16 protein-coding genes, 1 pseudogene and 1 riboswitch are annotated in these 15433 nt (G+C 76.7%); of the genes and pseudogenes, 12 read left to right on the top strand and 5 right to left on the bottom strand.

The window, feature by feature from the left end; translation table 11 throughout:
• Window positions 1-296 (top strand): annotated as a pseudogene (locus VER05_RS01985) (ATP-dependent DNA helicase PcrA); the annotation flags it as partial.
• A gap of 45 nt (window positions 297-341) precedes the next feature.
• On the opposite strand, the gene VER05_RS01990 reads toward VER05_RS01985, so the two are convergent.
• Window positions 342-776: a hypothetical protein gene (locus VER05_RS01990; protein ID WP_324843729.1), complete on the bottom strand. Its 435-nt coding sequence runs from the start codon at window positions 774-776 to the stop codon at window positions 342-344.
• A 12-nt stretch (window positions 777-788) separates the two neighbouring features.
• Window positions 789-1211 (bottom strand): hypothetical protein, encoded by a 423-nt coding sequence (locus tag VER05_RS01995; protein ID WP_324843730.1) that lies wholly within the window; start codon window positions 1209-1211, stop codon window positions 789-791.
• A 245-nt stretch (window positions 1212-1456) separates the two neighbouring features.
• On the opposite strand from VER05_RS01995, the gene VER05_RS02000 reads away from it, so the two are divergent.
• The 5 genes from VER05_RS02000 to VER05_RS02020 are packed head-to-tail and all read left to right on the top strand — an operon-like array spanning window position 1457 to window position 6984.
• Window positions 1457-2122 carry an AIM24 family protein gene (locus VER05_RS02000; RefSeq protein WP_324843731.1) on the top strand — a complete coding sequence of 222 codons (666 nt, stop codon included), beginning with the start codon at window positions 1457-1459 and terminating at the stop codon, window positions 2120-2122.
• A 5-nt stretch (window positions 2123-2127) separates the two neighbouring features.
• Complete coding sequence (locus tag VER05_RS02005) at window positions 2128-3765, top strand: phenylacetate--CoA ligase family protein (RefSeq protein WP_324843732.1); 1638 nt, start codon at window positions 2128-2130, stop codon at window positions 3763-3765.
• Entirely contained in the window at window positions 3765-4679 is a 915-nt protein-coding gene (locus VER05_RS02010; RefSeq protein WP_324843733.1) for a hypothetical protein, read from the top strand. Before VER05_RS02005 ends, VER05_RS02010 begins: the two co-directional genes overlap by 1 nt.
• Window positions 4676-5776: a hypothetical protein gene (locus VER05_RS02015; protein WP_324843734.1), complete on the top strand. Its 1101-nt coding sequence runs from the start codon at window positions 4676-4678 to the stop codon at window positions 5774-5776. The genes VER05_RS02010 and VER05_RS02015 overlap by 4 nt, the downstream gene beginning before the upstream one ends.
• Window positions 5773-6984: a hypothetical protein gene (locus VER05_RS02020; protein ID WP_324843735.1), complete on the top strand. Its 1212-nt coding sequence runs from the start codon at window positions 5773-5775 to the stop codon at window positions 6982-6984. The genes VER05_RS02015 and VER05_RS02020 overlap by 4 nt, the downstream gene beginning before the upstream one ends.
• A gap of 130 nt (window positions 6985-7114) precedes the next feature.
• Here VER05_RS02020 and VER05_RS02025 read toward each other — a convergent pair whose 3' ends face one another.
• Together VER05_RS02025 and VER05_RS02030 are read right to left on the bottom strand one after the other, a co-directional pair.
• On the bottom strand, window positions 7115-7678 hold the full coding sequence (locus VER05_RS02025) for a Clp protease N-terminal domain-containing protein (protein ID WP_324843736.1): 564 nt from the start codon (window positions 7676-7678) through the stop codon (window positions 7115-7117).
• A 75-nt stretch (window positions 7679-7753) separates the two neighbouring features.
• Entirely contained in the window at window positions 7754-7987 is a 234-nt protein-coding gene (locus VER05_RS02030; protein WP_218708384.1) for a helix-turn-helix domain-containing protein, read from the bottom strand.
• A gap of 176 nt (window positions 7988-8163) precedes the next feature.
• Between VER05_RS02030 and sucC the strand changes: the two genes are divergently transcribed.
• The 3 genes from sucC (at window position 8164) to VER05_RS02045 (ending at window position 11826) form a co-directional block, all read left to right on the top strand.
• Window positions 8164-9348 carry an ADP-forming succinate--CoA ligase subunit beta gene (sucC, locus tag VER05_RS02035; RefSeq protein WP_324843737.1) on the top strand — a complete coding sequence of 395 codons (1185 nt, stop codon included), beginning with the start codon at window positions 8164-8166 and terminating at the stop codon, window positions 9346-9348.
• 38 nt (window positions 9349-9386) lie between these two features.
• Window positions 9387-10283, top strand: coding sequence for a succinate--CoA ligase subunit alpha (gene sucD / locus VER05_RS02040; RefSeq protein WP_147794277.1), 897 nt, complete (start codon window positions 9387-9389; stop codon window positions 10281-10283).
• Between the two features lie 235 nt (window positions 10284-10518).
• Window positions 10519-11826: a DUF6350 family protein gene (locus VER05_RS02045; protein ID WP_324843738.1), complete on the top strand. Its 1308-nt coding sequence runs from the start codon at window positions 10519-10521 to the stop codon at window positions 11824-11826.
• A gap of 22 nt (window positions 11827-11848) precedes the next feature.
• Here the strand turns inward: VER05_RS02045 and VER05_RS02050 are convergent, their stop codons facing one another.
• Window positions 11849-12478 carry a hypothetical protein gene (locus VER05_RS02050; RefSeq protein ID WP_324843739.1) on the bottom strand — a complete coding sequence of 210 codons (630 nt, stop codon included), beginning with the start codon at window positions 12476-12478 and terminating at the stop codon, window positions 11849-11851.
• Window positions 12479-12628: 150 nt separating this feature from the next.
• Here VER05_RS02050 and purN point away from each other — a divergent pair, with 150 nt between their 5' ends.
• The 3 genes from purN (at window position 12629) to purH (ending at window position 15390) form a co-directional block, all read left to right on the top strand.
• A complete protein-coding gene (gene purN, locus VER05_RS02055) occupies window positions 12629-13294 on the top strand; it encodes a phosphoribosylglycinamide formyltransferase (RefSeq protein WP_324843740.1) in 666 nt (221 codons plus the stop codon).
• A 58-nt stretch (window positions 13295-13352) separates the two neighbouring features.
• Window positions 13353-13583, top strand: a complete 231-nt coding sequence (locus VER05_RS02060; protein ID WP_324843741.1) for a PLDc N-terminal domain-containing protein — start codon at window positions 13353-13355, stop codon at window positions 13581-13583.
• Window positions 13584-13617: 34 nt separating this feature from the next.
• Window positions 13618-13709, top strand: a riboswitch (ZMP/ZTP riboswitch).
• A gap of 49 nt (window positions 13710-13758) precedes the next feature.
• Window positions 13759-15390: a bifunctional phosphoribosylaminoimidazolecarboxamide formyltransferase/IMP cyclohydrolase gene (gene purH / locus VER05_RS02065; RefSeq protein ID WP_324843742.1), complete on the top strand. Its 1632-nt coding sequence runs from the start codon at window positions 13759-13761 to the stop codon at window positions 15388-15390.
• Window positions 15391-15433: the final 43 nt, after the last annotated feature.

Below are 15433 nucleotides of genomic sequence, written 5' to 3' on the forward strand. Positions count from 1 at the left end.
GGTCGGGGTCCGGGTCGACCCAGAGCTGGAAGAAGAGTTCCGCGGCGTCCCGCGCCGGCGAGCCGCCCCGCAAGGCCCCCGGGTCCGGCGGTGCGACGTTCGGCTCGGCGACCCCGCGCCCGGACGCGGCCATCCCGACGCTGACGGTCGGGGACAAGGTGACCCACGACGCGTACGGCCTCGGCACGGTCGTCGCCGTCGAGGGCGGCGGGCCGAACGCGGTGGCGAAGGTGGACTTCGGCACCGAGGGGACCAAGCGGCTGCTGCTGCGGTACTCGCCGGTCACGAAGCTCTGATGCGCCGACGACCCGCCGCGCAGGCGGCGGGTCGTCGGACGCCGGTCACCAGGTGTCCGTCGTGGCTCCCTTGTTGACCGTGAAGGTGTCGATCTGCGTGCGGCCGTCGGACGCGAGCACCGGCACGGTGCGCTCACCGCTCGTGGCACGAGTGAGCGCGACCGCCTCCTCGGGCGTGCTCGGCTCGGGCGCGAACAGGTGCTCCTTGGCGACGTAGCCGGTGCGTCCCTCGTTCCCGACCACCTCGACGAGGTCGGGCGCCTCGGCGAGGCTCTCGCGGCCGAGGGTGGACCCGTAGGTCTGCCCGGTCGCGTTCCGGTGCAGCGGCAGGCGCTCCCCGTCGTGCGGCCCGGCGACGACCTCTGCGGCGTGCGCGGGGGCCGACGTGCCGAGACCGTTCACACCGAGGACGACGCCGGCAGCGATGCCGGCGGCTCCGGCGGTGGCGGCGAGGGCGGTCCTAGCGAACTTCTTGGTCATCCTGATCACTCCTCACCAGCTGAGATAGGGGCTGTAGGGGCTGTTCTTCGAGAAGTAGTTGGTGCCGGTGTAGGCCTTCGCGTTGCCGTAGCCGCGGTACTGCCCGGCGCCGCAGTTGCCCGACGCCGAGCGACTCAAGCCGGACACCGTGGCCGACGAGTAGACGGCTGTCGCCGAGGCGCAGATCGAGGTACCCCGGTAGAGGTAGCCGGACGCCCCGATCCACCCCGCGGGCGCCGCCGGTGAGACCGCGACGGAGAGCCCACCCGCCTTCGAGCCGTTGTCCACCCACGATCGGTGGGTGTGCGAGTAGCCCTGCCAGGACCCGGTCGACGTCCACGAGCTGTAGGTGATGGCCGCATGGGCCGCTGTTCCGCTCAGGCCGATGACCACCCCGGCGAGCAGGGCGACCAGAGCGAGTCGTGCGCGTTGCATCGATCTCTCCTTCCCTCGGCGGGCCGAGGAAGGTCGTCCCTCGGGCCCGATGGAGACTGACGATGCGGCTGAGGCGTCCAGGGAAGCAGCCCGGCGCGGCCTCCGGAACCCCCACTTCGCCCGGCGATCACGCGGGTGGTGGCCCGTCCGCCCGGTCCACGACGCGCGCCCCGGACGGGTGATCCCGGCCGTCCGGGGCGCGGTCGCACGCCGTGCCACCTGCGCATCTCGGGCATGATCGGCGCATGCGCAGCCCGATCTTCGACCAGGCCAACGCCGAGGTGCAGACCGCCGAGCGGTTCGTCCTGCAGAGCACCAAGATGCTCAAGGTGACGCTCGGCCCCGACGTCCTCGCGGCGAAGGGCGCGATGGTCGCCCACCAGGGACAGGTGCAGTTCCACCACGAGTCGTCGGGCTCGCTGGCCCGGTTCGTCAAGCGGGCGGTCAGCGCGGACGACCAGCCGCTCATGCGGGTGTCCGGCCCGGGCGAGGTGTTCTTCGCGCGCGCCGCCGAGCACGTGTTCCTGCTCCAGCTGGAGGGCGACGGCATCAGCGTCGGCGGCTCGTCGCTGCTCGCGTTCGACGCCCAGCTCCAGTGGGACATGCACCGGACCAAGGGCGCCGGGATGATGACCGGCGGGTTCTGGAACACCCTGATCCAGGGGCACGGCACCGTGGCGCTGACCTCGCACGGGCAGCCGATGATCCTCGACTGCTCCCAGCAGCCGACGTTCGTCGACCCGAACGCCGCCGTGTGCTGGTCGGCGAACCTCACGCCCGGCGTCGTGTCGAGCATGAACGTCAGCTCGCTGCTGCGCGGCGGCACGGGCGAGGCGTTCCAGTACGCGTTCCACGGCCCGGGGTTCGTGGTCGTCCAGCCCTCCGAGGGCTACCCGGTCGCGGGCGCCTGATCGCCGTGGTCGTCCCCATCCCGACCGACCACCCCGCGCGCCCGAGCCTCGCCCGGCAGTGGGCGCTGCGCCTGGCCGCGGCGGCGGTGTCGGCGTTCTACGGGCTGTACCGGCTGCACCCCGCGCTGTGGCGGTTCACCGCCCGGCACTACCGCCCGTCGATGGAGCGGTTCGCCCGGCTGCACGCCTGGATGATGTGCCAGTACGCCTACCTCGACGTGCCCGCGTACCGGGACTTCCTCACCGAGCGCGGGTTCCGGTTCCGCTGGTGGCGGCTCGACGCGTACGCGCCGACCTCGAAGAAGGAGTACGTCGACCGGTACACCGAGGACGACCGGTGCTGGAACGGCCGGATCGAGACGGTCGGGACCGTGGTCGACGAGTCGAGCGGCTCGTCGGGCAAGCCGTACAACTGGATGCGGTCGCGCCGCGAGCTGCGCACCGTGCACCGCAACGTCGCCGGCTACGTGACGATGCTGTTCGGCAGCAGACGGCTGTTCGCGATCAACGCGTTCTCGATGGGGGCCTGGGCGACCGGCACGAACACCGGCATCGCGATGGCCAAGATCGCGATGGTGAAGAACACCGGCCCCGACGTCGACAAGATCGTCGACACGCTCCGGCACTTCGGACCGCGGTACACCTACGTGCTCAGCGCCTACCCGCCGTTCCTCAAGCACCTGCGGGACCGGCTCGACGCCGAGGGCTTCGACTGGGACCGCTACGACCTGAACGGCTTCGTCGGCGGCGAGGCGCTGACCGAGGGGCTGCGGGACTACCTCGAGGAGCGGTTCGCGCGGATCTACTCCGGCTACGGCGCCTCGGACCTGACGATCGGCATGGCCGGCGAGACCGACCTGGCGGTGTGGCTGCGGCGGTCGCTGCTCGCGCACCCCGGCCTGCGGGCGTCGGTGCTCGGCGACGACGAGCAGCGCACGCCGATGATCCTGCAGTACAACCCGCTGGAGACGTTCCTCGAGACCACCGAGGACGGCGAGCTGCTGGTCACGCTGAACTCGACGTCGATCATGAGCCCGAAGCTGCGGTACAACATCGGCGACGAGGCGCGGCTGGTCACGTTCCCGGAGATGCGCGCGCTGGTGGCCCGCTACCCGCGGCTGGCCTTCGGGTTCGACCGGGCGTTCGCGACCCAGCGGATGCGGCTGCCGTTCGTGCTGCTGTTCGGCCGCAAGGACTCGACGGTGTCGTACATGGGCGCGAACATCTACCCGCTCGACGTCGAGAACGGGCTCTACCTCGACAACCCGCACGCCGCCGCGATCGAGTCGTTCCGGCTCGGGCTGGTCGAGATCGGCGGCCAGGAGCAGCGGCCGGTGATCCACCTGGAGCTGCGGGCGGACGCCGCGCTGGAAGACGCGGAGCGGGACGCGCTGGCCCGGCGGTCCGCGGAGGGCGTGCTCGCGCACCTCGCGTCGGTGTCCCGGGACATCGCGCAGTCGCTGGAGGAGGACGAGGCGGCCCGCGACATCCGGGTGCAGGTGCACGACCACGGGACCGGGCCGTTCGCCGGCGGGCACCGGAAGATCAAGAACGTGTACGTCGTGGACCCGGGCGACCGGGGCGCGGCGGAGGCGGAGGCGGGCGCCGGTGCCGAGCCGGCCGGCGCGGGCCCGGCGGCCTGATGCGGACGCGGGACTTCAGCCGGACCCCGCCGCTCGGGCGCGCGGAGGCGCTGGTCGTCACGGACCGCGCGCGGTCCGCGGCGGGCGCGCCGGGGCTGGTGTGGCAGCGCCGGTTCCGCGAGCGGGGCGTGGCCGGCGGGCGGGGCGGGTCCGGCGGGCCGGGCGGGTCCGGCGGCCCGGGCGGCTCCGGCCGGGACGCGCGGCGGCGCGGGGTGCTCGCGTTCTTCGCCACCACGGCGGACGCCGGGCGGTTCGCCGCGGGCGTGCCGGCGGGGGAGCAGGGGTTCGTGCACGTGTACGCGGCGGAGCCCGAGGGGTACACCAACGGCGTCTGGCGGGCCGAGGACCGGCGGATGGCGCACGTCGAGCGGTTCACGGCGCTGTCCGGCGAGGTGCGCCGCGGCGTCGAGCCGCCGCGGGTCGCGGAGGACGGCGACGGTGCCGCGGGGTCGGGGGACGGGCGGCGCCCGGGCGGGGGCGGACGCGGGCGCACGGCCGCGGCGGGCCGGGCCGGCCGCACCCCGCGGGCGAACCCCGGCCTGGCCGACGCCCGCGCGATGTTCGTCGGCGCGACCCGGTACACCGGGCCGCTGGCGTGGCTCGCGCTGGCCCGGACCTGGTACCCGATGGTCGCGAAGATGCAGCGGCTGCGCGGGTTCCGCTGGTACGCCGTGTACTGGTCGGCGCCGTTCACGCTCGGCACGCTGGCGTTCTTCTCCGGCCGGGACGAGCTGCTCGCGTTCGCGCGGATGCCCGAGCACCGCGACCTCATGCGGTGGATCACCGACGGCGAGCGGTGGGGCACCGGCGGGTACATCCGCCTGCACGGGCGCGCGGACGCGGGCGACGCGGCCCCCGACGCGGGCGACGCGCCCGCGTCCGACGCCGTCGACGTCCGGGGCGGGGCCGCGTGAGGGTCGACACCGTCACCACGCGCCGCGACCTCGCCGCGTTCCTGCGGCTGCCGCTCGACCTGCACCCCCGCGACCTCGCCGTGCCGCTGCAGGCGCCGACGATCCGGTCGTGGTGGCGGGGGACGTCGCCGCACCCGGGCCCGGTCGAGCTGCTGCTGGCCCGCGACGACGCCGGCCGGGTGGTCGGCCGCACGACCGCGCACCGCGACGACCGGTTCGACGCGAAGCTCGGCACGCGCGCGCTGCTGTTCGGCGCGACCGAGTTCGCGGGAGCCGAGGCCGCCGGCGCGCTGTTCGCCGCCCTGGAGGCGCGCGCGACGGGCGAGCGCGAGCTGATCGGCCCGGTGTCGCTGCTGCCCAACCAGACCGGCGGCGTGGTCACGTCCGGCTGGGCTGAGCGCGGCTTCGTCGACTCGCCGTGGAACCCGGCCGACGTGCCGGGGACCTACGAGGCGGCGGGGTTCCGGCGCTGGCACGAGGCGGACACCTGGGTGGTCGACGTACGGCCGGTCGCCGCGCCCGGCCCGGCGGAGTGGGCCGCGGCGGGCGTGCGGCCCGAGCGCGGGTCGCGGCGGGCCATGGGCCGGCTGGTGCCGGAGCTGCTCGACCTGCTGAACGCGTCGTTCGCGCAGCTGCCGTACTACACGCCGATCACGCCGGCGGAGATGCGGGCCGCGACCGACGGCCTGGCGTGGCTCCTCGACGAGCGGCTGCTGCTCCTCGCCCGCGACGACGACGGGGCGGCGGTGGCGTTCGTGCTGGCGGTCCCGGACATCACCCGGTTCCTGCAGGCGACCGGCGGCCGGCTCGGGCCCGTCGAGCAGCTCCGGCTGCTCGCCACCCGGGGCCGGTACCGGGAGGACGCCGTGCTGGTGATCCAGGGCACCCGGCCCGATCGGCAGGGGCGCGGGATCCTCACGCTGCTGAGCCGGGAGCTGCACGCCGGCCTGTCCGCCGGCGGCTACCGGCGGCTCCGCATGACCTCCGTCGGCCGGGACAACCCCGCGTCGGCGCGGCAGTCCGAGCGGTTCGGCGGGCGACCGCTGCACGGCCTCACCTTCTACCGGCGGCCCGTGCCGTCCCGGGAGCGCGCATGACCGACGAGACCCTGCTCGCCGACCTGGTGGCCCTGGCCGCCCGGGCGCCGAGCCCGCACAACACGCAGCCGTGGTCGCCGCGGGTGGTCGCGGGCGGCCCGGGCGCCGGCGGCCCAGCGGTCGAGGTGGCCGTCGTGCCCGGCCGCACGCTGCCCGCAGGGGACCCGACGTCCCGCGACGTGCTGCTCAGCCTCGGGGCGTGGGTGGAGTGCGCGGCCGTCGGCGCGGCCGCGGCGGGGCGCGAGCTGGTGGTCGAGGCGTTGCCCGCCCTGCGCGCGCTGGACGCGCTGCCGGTGCGCGGGGCCGCCGACCCGGGGCGGCCGGTGCTGCGGGTGCGGCTCGGGGGCGCGGCCGCCGGGACGCCGACGGCCACGCCGGACGACGTCCGCGAGCGCGCCGTCTACCGCGGCGACCTCGCGGGGGACCCGGCCGTCTACGCGGACCTGCCGGCCGGGACGCTCGCGCCGGGCCTGAGCCTGCGCGCCGTCGACCCCGCGGTGCTCGCGGGCCTGGTGCGCTGGGGCGGCGTCGGCACGTTCGCGCGCCGGCCGGTCGCCGAGGAGCTGGTGCACTGGCTCCGGCTCGACCCGCGGCACCCCGGCTACGTGCGCGACGGCCTCAACGACCGGGTGCTGCTCCTGCCGCCGGCGCTCGCCCGGCTGGCCGCGCCGGTCACCCGGCGATCGTGGCTGCGGGACCCGGCGCTCGCCGTGCTCGGCGCGGCGGCGCGGGCGGCGGACCGGGTGCTGGCGGCGCGGTGGCGGGCCGGCGGGCGCGACGCCGCCCGGGCGGGTGCGGCGGGTGCGGCGGACGGCGGGCCGGGCGCGGCGCCGGGCGCGGCCGGGGCACGCGCGGCGGCCGGCGCGCCGGGCGGGGTGCACCACGTGCTCGTCGCGGACGGTGCGGACGGTGCGGCCGGCGGGCCGGGTCGCGGGAGCGGGCCGTCGCGCGCGCCGGTGCTCGACGGCCGCACGGGCCTGCCCGAGGAGCGGGTGGTCGAGGCGGGTCGCAGCCTGCAGCGGCTGTGGCTGCACGCGCACCGCGCCGGCCACGCCGTCTCGCCGCACTCGGAGGTGATCGACGTCCCGGGCCCGCACGCCGCGCTGCGCCGGCACCTCGGGCTGGGGCGGTCGGACGTTGCGCTCGCGGTGTTCAGCACCGGCCGCCCGCTCGGCGAGGTGCCGCGCGCCCCGCGCCTGCCGGCCTGACGCGCCGGGCGCGGCCGGCAGCTGTGACGCCGAGTGAGCAGGAAACGGGTCGAGTGCCTATCCGGCGGATAGGCACTCGACCCGTTTCGTAGGCACTCGGGGCGCGCGACCGCGCCCCCGGCGCCGCCCGTCAGGCCGCCGCGGTGGCCGCCAGCCGGGCCGTCACGTCCGCCGCCAGCGCCGCCGGGTCCACGCCCGCGCGGCGGAGCAGCGCGTGCCCGTCGGTGTCGGACAGCCGGACGACCGCGAGCAGCACGTGCCCCGCCTCGATACGCCGGTGCCCGAGCCGGACGGCCTCGCGCAGCGCGACCTCGAGCGTCTTCTTGGCGTCCCGCGTGAAGGGCACGTGCCCGCCGGGGCCGCCGCGCCGCCCGCCCGACCCCGCCCGCGGAGCCCGGTCCGCCCGGTCCAGCGCCCCCGCCCCGAACACCGTGTCCGCGCGCCGGCGCACGGCGTCCAGGTCGATCCCGAGCGCCGCCAGCGCCGCGGCGTCGAGCCCGTCGTCGTCGAACGCGTCGAGCAGCGCGGCCCGGTCGGCGCCCTGCGCGGCGAGCGCCTGCGCGGCCGGGTCGTCGACGGACGCGACCGCGACCACGAGGTGCGCGGGGGAGATGCGGGTGTCGCCCAGGTCGCGGGCGATCTCCTGGGACTGCACGACCGCGGCGCGGGCGCCGGCGGTGAACCTCTCGAACATCGTCGTCTCCTCTCGGGGGTGGCGCGGGGGTGGCGCGGGGGTGGCTCTGCCGCGGCGCGCCCGGCGGCGCGGCCGTCAGGCCTTCCGGTGGTGCTTCTGGTGGACGGCCTGGCGGCTCACGCCGAGGGCGTCCGCGATGTCCTGCCAGGACCAGCCGAGCTCGCGGGCCCGGCCGACCTGCAGGGTCTCCAGCCGGTCGGCGAGCACCCGCAGGGAGCGCACGGCGCGCAGCCCGGTCGCGGGGTCGTCGGCCGTCGCCGCGGCGAGCGCGCCGTCGGCGGAGTCGGTGGTGGGGTCGGTGCCGGTCATGTGTCAACTGTGGTTGACGCGCGGCGCGGGTGTCAAGACAGATTGACGACTCGCGTGCGACCTGGGTCACATATCTCGACGTGGAGATAAACCCGGGGCCCCGGGCTACGATCGTCGGCGGCAGAGCAGCCAGATCCCACCCACGGGACCGCAGGGCGAGGGAAGGACCGCAGCAGGTGGACCTGTTCGAGTACCAGGCACGTGACATCTTCGAGCGGCACGGGGTACCCGTCCTGGGAGGGATCGTCGCGACGACGCCTTCCGAGGCGCGTGCGGCGGCCGAGACCCTGCTGGGCGCCGACGGCGCGACCGGCGTGGTGGTCGTCAAGGCGCAGGTGAAGACCGGCGGCCGCGGCAAGGCCGGCGGCGTCAAGATCGCCCGCTCCGCGGAGGAGGCCGAGCAGCGCGCCGGCGAGATCCTCGGCATGGACATCAAGGGCCACACGGTGCACCGCGTGATGATCGCCGCCGGCGCGAGCATCGCGAAGGAGTACTACTTCTCCCTCCTCCTGGACCGCGCCGAGCGGCAGTACCTCGCCATGGCGAGCGTCGAGGGCGGCATGGAGATCGAGCAGCTCGCGGTCGAGCGCCCCGAGGCGCTCGCGAAGGTCCCGGTGGACCCGCGGACCGGCATCGACCAGGCCAAGGCCGACGAGATCGTGGCCGCGGCCGGCTTCGACGCCGAGGTGGGGCCGAAGGTCGCCGCCGTGCTGACGAAGCTGTGGGACGTCTACCGCGAGGAGGACGCCACGCTCGTCGAGGTGAACCCGCTCGTGCTGACCGAGGCCGGCGACGTGGTCGCGCTCGACGGCAAGGTGACGCTCGACGGCAACGCCGACTTCCGGCACGAGGACCACGCGTCCCTCGAGGACGCCGCCGCGGCGGACCCGCTCGAGGCGCGCGCCAAGGAGAAGGACCTCAACTACGTCAAGCTCGACGGCGAGGTCGGGGTCATCGGCAACGGCGCGGGGCTCGTGATGAGCACGCTCGACGTCGTCGCGTACGCCGGGCAGCAGCACGGCGGCGTGAAGCCGGCGAACTTCCTCGACATCGGCGGCGGCGCCTCGGCCGAGGTGATGGCCGCGGGGCTCGACATCATCCTGTCGGACCCGCAGGTCAAGTCGGTGTTCGTCAACGTGTTCGGCGGCATCACGGCGTGCGACGCGGTCGCCAACGGCATCGTCGCGGCGCTCGGCATCCTGGGCGACGAGGCGACCAAGCCGCTGGTCGTGCGCCTGGACGGCAACAACGTGCTCGAGGGCCGCCGGATCATCCGGGACGCGGCCCACCCGCTCGTGACGCTGGCCGAGACCATGGACGGGGGCGCCGCCGAGGCCGCCCGCCTGGCCGCCACCGCCTGACCGACCGCAGCGACGCGAGAGACGAGAGACAACCCACCATGGCGATCTTCCTGACCGCGGACTCCAAGGTCATCGTGCAGGGCATGACCGGGTCCGAAGGCAGCAAGCACACCACCCGCATGCTGGCGTCGGGCACCACCGTCGTCGGCGGCGTGAACCCGCGCAAGGCGGGCACCAGCGTCGAGTTCCCCCGCGGCGACGGCTCCGGCCTGACCGTGGCGATCCCGGTGTTCGGCTCGGTGGCCCAGGCCGTCGAGGCGACCAAGGCCGACGTGTCGGTCATCTTCGTGCCGCCGGCCTTCACCAAGGCCGCCGTCATCGAGGCCGTCGACGCCGGCGTGCCGCTGATCGTGATCATCACCGAGGGCGTGCCGGTCGCCGACACCGCCGAGTTCTTCGCCTACGCCCAGGCCAAGGGCGTCCGGCTGCTCGGACCGAACTGCCCGGGGCTCATCAGCCCCGGGAAGTCGAACGTCGGCATCATCCCGTCGGACATCACCGGCCCCGGCCGGATCGGCCTGGTGTCGAAGTCCGGCACGCTGACCTACCAGATGATGTACGAGCTCCGGGACCTCGGGTTCTCGACGGCCGTCGGCATCGGCGGCGACCCGATCATCGGCACGACGCACATCGACGCGCTCGCCGCGTTCGAGGCCGACCCCGAGACCGACCTGATCGTCATGATCGGCGAGATCGGCGGCGACGCCGAGGAGCGGGCCGCGGCCTACATCACCGAGCACGTGACCAAGCCGGTCGTCGGCTACGTCGCGGGCTTCACCGCCCCCGAGGGCAAGACGATGGGCCACGCCGGCGCGATCGTGTCCGGCTCGGCCGGCACCGCGCAGGCCAAGAAGGAGGCCCTCGAGGCCGCCGGGGTGAAGGTCGGCACCACGCCGACCGAGACGGCCGAGCTGGCGCGCGCGCTGCTCAGCTGACCCGCGCACCGCGCGCCGACGGGCGCCGCACCCTCCGGGGGTGCGGCGCCCGTCGCCGTGTCGGGGGTGGCCGAGTTCGCCGGTCGCGCGGATCGGGCCCGCGCGGAACCGGCGAACTCGCGCGGAACCGGCGAACTCGCGCGAGCGCCGCCCGCCCCCGGCGTGGGCCACGCCACCAAGCGGCGCGCCGGGGCGGTTGGGCCGCCGCGGACGCCGCGGCGGGGACCATGGACCGGTGAGCACCCCGCCCGGCACCCGCCCCGACGGCCGCGGCTCCGGCGCGCCCGGCGGCCGGCCGCGCCGCAAGGTGCTCGACGACGCGGCCCCGCCGCGGTTCTTCGTGAGCGACCTCGACGGCGCCCCCCGCTGGGTCGGCGGCATGCTCGCCGGGCTCCAGGCGGCGCTGCTGTCGCTGCTGGTCGTCGTGCTGCCGGCGATCGCGGCGTACGTCGCGACCTCCGCGGCACCGGCGACGACCGGCATCCCGTGGACCCGCGCGGTCGAGGTGGCCGCCGGGCTGTGGCTGCTCGCGCACGGCGTCCCGCTGACCGACGCCCCGTCGGTGACGCTGGTGCCGCTCGGGCTGACCGCCCTCGCCGTGTTCGGGTGCTACGCCTCCGCCCGCCGGTCCGGCTACGCCACCCGGTCGGCGTTCGGCGCCGGCGTGGGCGCCTACGTCGGGGTCGTGCTCGTGGTCGGGCTGGTCACCGGGGTGCCGCTGCTGCACGTCGGCGCCGGGCTGCTCGGCGCGGCGGTGGTCGCGGCGACCGGGCTCGGCGCGGGCCTGCTCCGGCGCCCCGAGGCGCCGCGGTTCCGGGACGTCGTCGAGCCGGTGCGCTCGCGGTTGCCCGAGCCGGTCGCGCACGGGGTCGCCGCCGGGACGACCGCGCTGGCGACGCTGGTGCTGGCGGCGGCGGTGCTCGCCACGCTCTGGGTCGTCACCGGCCGGAGCGCCGTGGCCGAGGTGGTCGGCAGCCTGCGGCTCGACGCGGTGGGCGGCATCGTGCTCGCCGTCGCGCAGCTCGCCTACGCGCCGACGCTGGTCCTGTGGGCGCTGGCGTGGCTCGTGGGGCCGGGGTTCGCGGTCGGCACGGGCACGTCGTTCGCGGTCGGCGGGGTGCAGGCCGGGGCGCTGCCCGCGGTGCCGCTGCTCGGCGCGCTGCCCGCGCCCGACGTCGTGGGCGGGGTCCTCGTGGTCGTCCCGGTCGTCACGCTGCTGGCGGGGGCCGCCGCCGCCCTGGTGCTGCGCCGCCGGCTGGCCACCGAGCGCGCGCTCGACGCCCCGGTCGCCGGGCTGGTGTCCGCGGCGACGGCTGGCCTGGGCGCGCTGCTGCTCGCGGCGCTCGCGCGCGGCGGGATCGGGCCGGGCCGGATGACCGAGCTCGGGCCCGAGCCGGTGCTGGTCGCGCTCGCGGTGGCCGGCGGGGTCGCGGTCGGCGCGCTGCTCGTGCTGCTGCCGGGGGACCGGCGCGTGCGCGCGGCCGTCGCCGGGGCGGCGCGCCGGGCCTGGGCCGCGGCGACGGGGTCGGCGCGGCGGGGCTGAGCCCGCGGGTGCGCGGAGCGGGTCAGCCGCGCCCGCCGGTCAGGCGGTTCGTGAGGTCGCCCACCGCGTCGTCGTAGGCCCGCTCGCACGCGGCCTCCGCCGACCGGGTCAGCGCGCCCTGCAGGCAGGCCTGCCGGTCGGCGTCGATCCGCCAGGTCGCCAGCGACCCGAGCGAGCCGACCAGCACCAGGGCCGTCATCAGCAGGCCCGCGATCAGCATGGCGCCCACCCCGCCGCGCAGGCCCGACCGGGCGACGGCGCGCAGCGCGCGGACGCCGGTGACGACCGCGCCGACGAGGAACGCGATCGCCGCGAACCGCCAGGGGAGCGGCAGCAGCGTGACCGCGACGCCGGCGAGCAGCCACACGCCGAACTGCCGCACGAGCCGGCCGACCCGGGCGAGCGCCTCCGGCGAGGGCGGCGGCGCGACCGGGCCCGGGTGCGGGCGCGGCGGGTGCGGCCCGGGCGCGGGGTGCGGCGGCAGCGGGTGGCCGGGGCCCGCGGGCCCGGGGCGGGGCCCGGCGGGTCCGGGGCCCGTGGGGCCCGTCGGGCCGGTCGGGTCCGCGGGGTCGGTGGGGTCGCCGCCCGTCGCGCGCCCGGGGTCGCCCGCGGGTGCGCGGTCGGGCGAGGGCGGGGCGTACGGGTTGCTCACGCCCGCCATTCTCGCGCACGCCCCGCGCGCCCCGCGCGCGGCCGCACCCGGACCCGCTCGCCGAGCCGACGGCTCCCGGCCGGCCCGCGACCGGCCCGCGCGGCGGAGGGCCGCCGTCCCGGCGGGGGCGCGCGGCTAGGGTGTGCGGTCATGGCCGCCCCCACCCCCAGCACCCCCGACGCGCCCCGACCCGCCACCCGCGCCGCCGGCAGGCTCGTGGTGCTGGTGTCCGGCGGCGGCTCGAACCTCGCCGCGCTGCTGGCGGCCCACGACGGCCCCGCCTACCCGGGCCGCGTCGTCGGCGTCGTGGCGGACCGCGCCTCCGCCGGCGCCCTGGACCTCGCGCGCGCCGCGGGCGTGCCGACGGCCGTCGTGGCGCCGGGCGACTTCGACGACCGCGCCGCCTGGGACCGCGCGCTCGCGGAGGCGATCGCGGTGTTCCGGCCGGACCTCGTCGTGTCCGCGGGCTTCATGCGGATCCTCGGCGCCGCGGTCCTCGACCGGTTCCCCGGCCGGGTCGTCAACACGCACCCCGCGCTGCTGCCCGCGTTCCCCGGGGCGCACGCCGTCCGGGACGCGCTGGCGTTCGGCGCGAAGGTCACCGGCTGCACCCTGCACGTCGTCGACGCCGGGGTGGACACCGGCCCGGTGGTCGCGCAGGTCGCGGTGCCGGTCGAGCCCGGCGACGACGAGGCGACGCTGCACGAGCGGATCAAGGTCGCCGAGCGCCGGCTGCTGGTCGACTGGGTCGGCCGGATCGTCGCGGGCGGCCTCACCGTCGACGGCCGCGCGGTCACCGTCGGCCCGCCGGCGTAGGCCGGGGCGGGACCTCCGGTCCCTGCCGCGCGGGGAGGAGCCCGCGTAGCGTCGGCCCATGGGACACGCACACGCCGGGACGCACTGGTCCGAGCTCAGCACGCGGCGCAAGGTCGGCACGCTCGTCGTGACGGCGGCGCAGCTCGCGCTGACCGCCGCGGCGTACCGCGACCTGGCGAAGCGGCCGGCGGCGCAGGTCAACGGGCCCAAGGCGGCCTGGGGCCTCGCGATCCTGGTGAACTGGGTCGGCCCGATCGCCTACTTCGCCCAGGGCCGCCGCACGGACTGAGCCGCCGACGCCGGCGCCGTCGTCGGCTAGGCTCGTGCACGGTCGTGACTGGCGTAGAGGTGGAACTGACCACCGGGGAGCGACCGACGCAGTCCCGCCGACGCACCGTTCGCCTGGGTGCAGGGTCCCGAGCGGCACCCCCGTGGTGCCCGACCGACCACACCGGAGGACCGCCATGTCCCACGCCCTGCCGCCCGTCGAGCCCGTCGCCGACCCGACCGCCGACGGCACCCGCCGCCCGGTGCGCCGCGCGCTGCTGTCCGTCTACGACAAGTCCGGCCTGGTCGAGCTCGCGACCGCCCTGCACGCCGCCGGCGTCGAGCTCGTGTCGACCGGGTCGACCGCCGGGACCATCGCGTCCGCCGGCGTGCCGGTGACCCGGGTCGAGGAGCTGACCGGCTTCCCGGAGTGCCTGGACGGCCGCGTGAAGACGCTGCACCCCCGCGTGCACGCCGGCATCCTCGCCGACACCCGCCGCCCCGAGCACCTCGCGCAGCTCGACGAGCTCGGCGTCGCGCCGTTCGAGCTGGTGGTCGTCAACCTCTACCCGTTCACGCAGACCGTCGACTCGGGCGCCACCCCGGACGAGTGCGTCGAGCAGATCGACATCGGCGGGCCGTCGATGGTCCGCGCGGCGGCGAAGAACCACCCGAGCGTCGCGGTCGTCGTCGACCCCACCCGGTACGACGAGGTCGTCGCGGCCGTGCGGGGCGGCGGCTTCACGCTGGCCGAGCGCACCCGGCTCGCGGCGCAGGCCTTCGTGCACACCGCGACGTACGACGTCGCGGTGGCGTCCTGGATGGGCAACGTCGCGACGACGACCGACGAGGTCGACGGCGTGAGCACCGGGTTCCCGGCCTGGGTCGGCGCGACCTGGGACCGCGCGGACGTGCTGCGCTACGGCGAGAACCCGCACCAGCGCGCGGCGGTCTACACCTCCGGGTACGGCGCGGCCGGGCTGGCGCAGGCGCAGCAGCTGCACGGCAAGGCGATGTCGTACAACAACTACGTCGACGCGGACGCGGCCTGGCGCGCGGCGCACGACCACGACGGCCCGGCGGTCGCGATCATCAAGCACGCGAACCCGTGCGGCATCGCGGTCGGCGCGGACATCGCGGACGCGCACGCCCGGGCGCACGCCTGCGACCCGGTGTCGGCGTTCGGCGGCGTGATCGCGGCCAACGGCACGGTCACGCTCGCCGCCGCGGAGCAGATCGCCGAGGTGTTCACCGAGGTCGTCGTCGCCCCGGCGTACGAGCCCGAGGCGCTCGAGGTGCTGACCCGCAAGAAGAACATCCGGCTGCTCGTCGTCGAGGGCGCGCCGTCCGCCGGCGTCGAGCTGCGGCCGATCAGCGGCGGGCTGCTCATGCAGCAGGTCGACCGGATCGACGCCGCGGGCGACGACCCGACCACCTGGACGCTCGCCGCGGGGGAGGCCGCCGACGAGGCGACGCTCGCGGACCTGGCGTTCGCCTGGCGCGCGGTGCGGGCCGTGAAGTCGAACGCGATCCTGCTGGCCGACGGCGGGGCCTCGGTCGGCGTCGGCATGGGCCAGGTCAACCGGGTGGACTCCTGCCGGCTGGCCGTCGAGCGGGCGAACGCGGGCGACGCCGAGCGGGCGCGCGGCGCGGTCGCGGCCTCGGACGCGTTCTTCCCGTTCGCCGACGGGCTGCAGGTGCTGCTGGACGCCGGCGTGCGCGCGGTCGTCCAGCCGGGCGGGTCGGTCCGGGACGAGGAGGTCGTCGCCGCGGCCGCCGCGGCCGGCGTGACGCTCTACCTGACGGGCACCCGCCACTTCGCGCACTGACGCGCGGGCGGTCCCGCACGAGGCCGACGGTTTCCGACCGCGC

Source organism: Cellulomonas sp., from assembly GCF_035634735.1.
In the GTDB taxonomy this organism is placed as follows: Bacteria; Actinomycetota; Actinomycetes; order Actinomycetales; family Cellulomonadaceae; genus Cellulomonas.

Excerpts from the sequence above, each read along its gene's own strand:
- purN (WP_324843740.1), top strand. The coding sequence starts at position 12,629 with ATGGCCGCCCCCACCCCCAGCACCCCCGACGCGCCCCGACCCGCCACC.
- VER05_RS02030 (WP_218708384.1), bottom strand. The coding sequence starts at position 7,987 with ATGACCGGCACCGACCCCACCACCGACTCCGCCGACGGCGCGCTCGCC.
- VER05_RS02060 (WP_324843741.1), top strand. The coding sequence starts at position 13,353 with ATGGGACACGCACACGCCGGGACGCACTGGTCCGAGCTCAGCACGCGG.
- VER05_RS02010 (WP_324843733.1), top strand. The coding sequence starts at position 3,765 with ATGCGGACGCGGGACTTCAGCCGGACCCCGCCGCTCGGGCGCGCGGAG.
- sucD (WP_147794277.1), top strand. The coding sequence starts at position 9,387 with ATGGCGATCTTCCTGACCGCGGACTCCAAGGTCATCGTGCAGGGCATG.
- VER05_RS02025 (WP_324843736.1), bottom strand. The coding sequence starts at position 7,678 with ATGTTCGAGAGGTTCACCGCCGGCGCCCGCGCCGCGGTCGTGCAGTCC.
- VER05_RS01995 (WP_324843730.1), bottom strand. The coding sequence starts at position 1,211 with ATGCAACGCGCACGACTCGCTCTGGTCGCCCTGCTCGCCGGGGTGGTC.
- purH (WP_324843742.1), top strand. The coding sequence starts at position 13,759 with ATGTCCCACGCCCTGCCGCCCGTCGAGCCCGTCGCCGACCCGACCGCC.
- VER05_RS01990 (WP_324843729.1), bottom strand. The coding sequence starts at position 776 with ATGACCAAGAAGTTCGCTAGGACCGCCCTCGCCGCCACCGCCGGAGCC.
- VER05_RS02000 (WP_324843731.1), top strand. The coding sequence starts at position 1,457 with ATGCGCAGCCCGATCTTCGACCAGGCCAACGCCGAGGTGCAGACCGCC.
- VER05_RS02020 (WP_324843735.1), top strand. The coding sequence starts at position 5,773 with ATGACCGACGAGACCCTGCTCGCCGACCTGGTGGCCCTGGCCGCCCGG.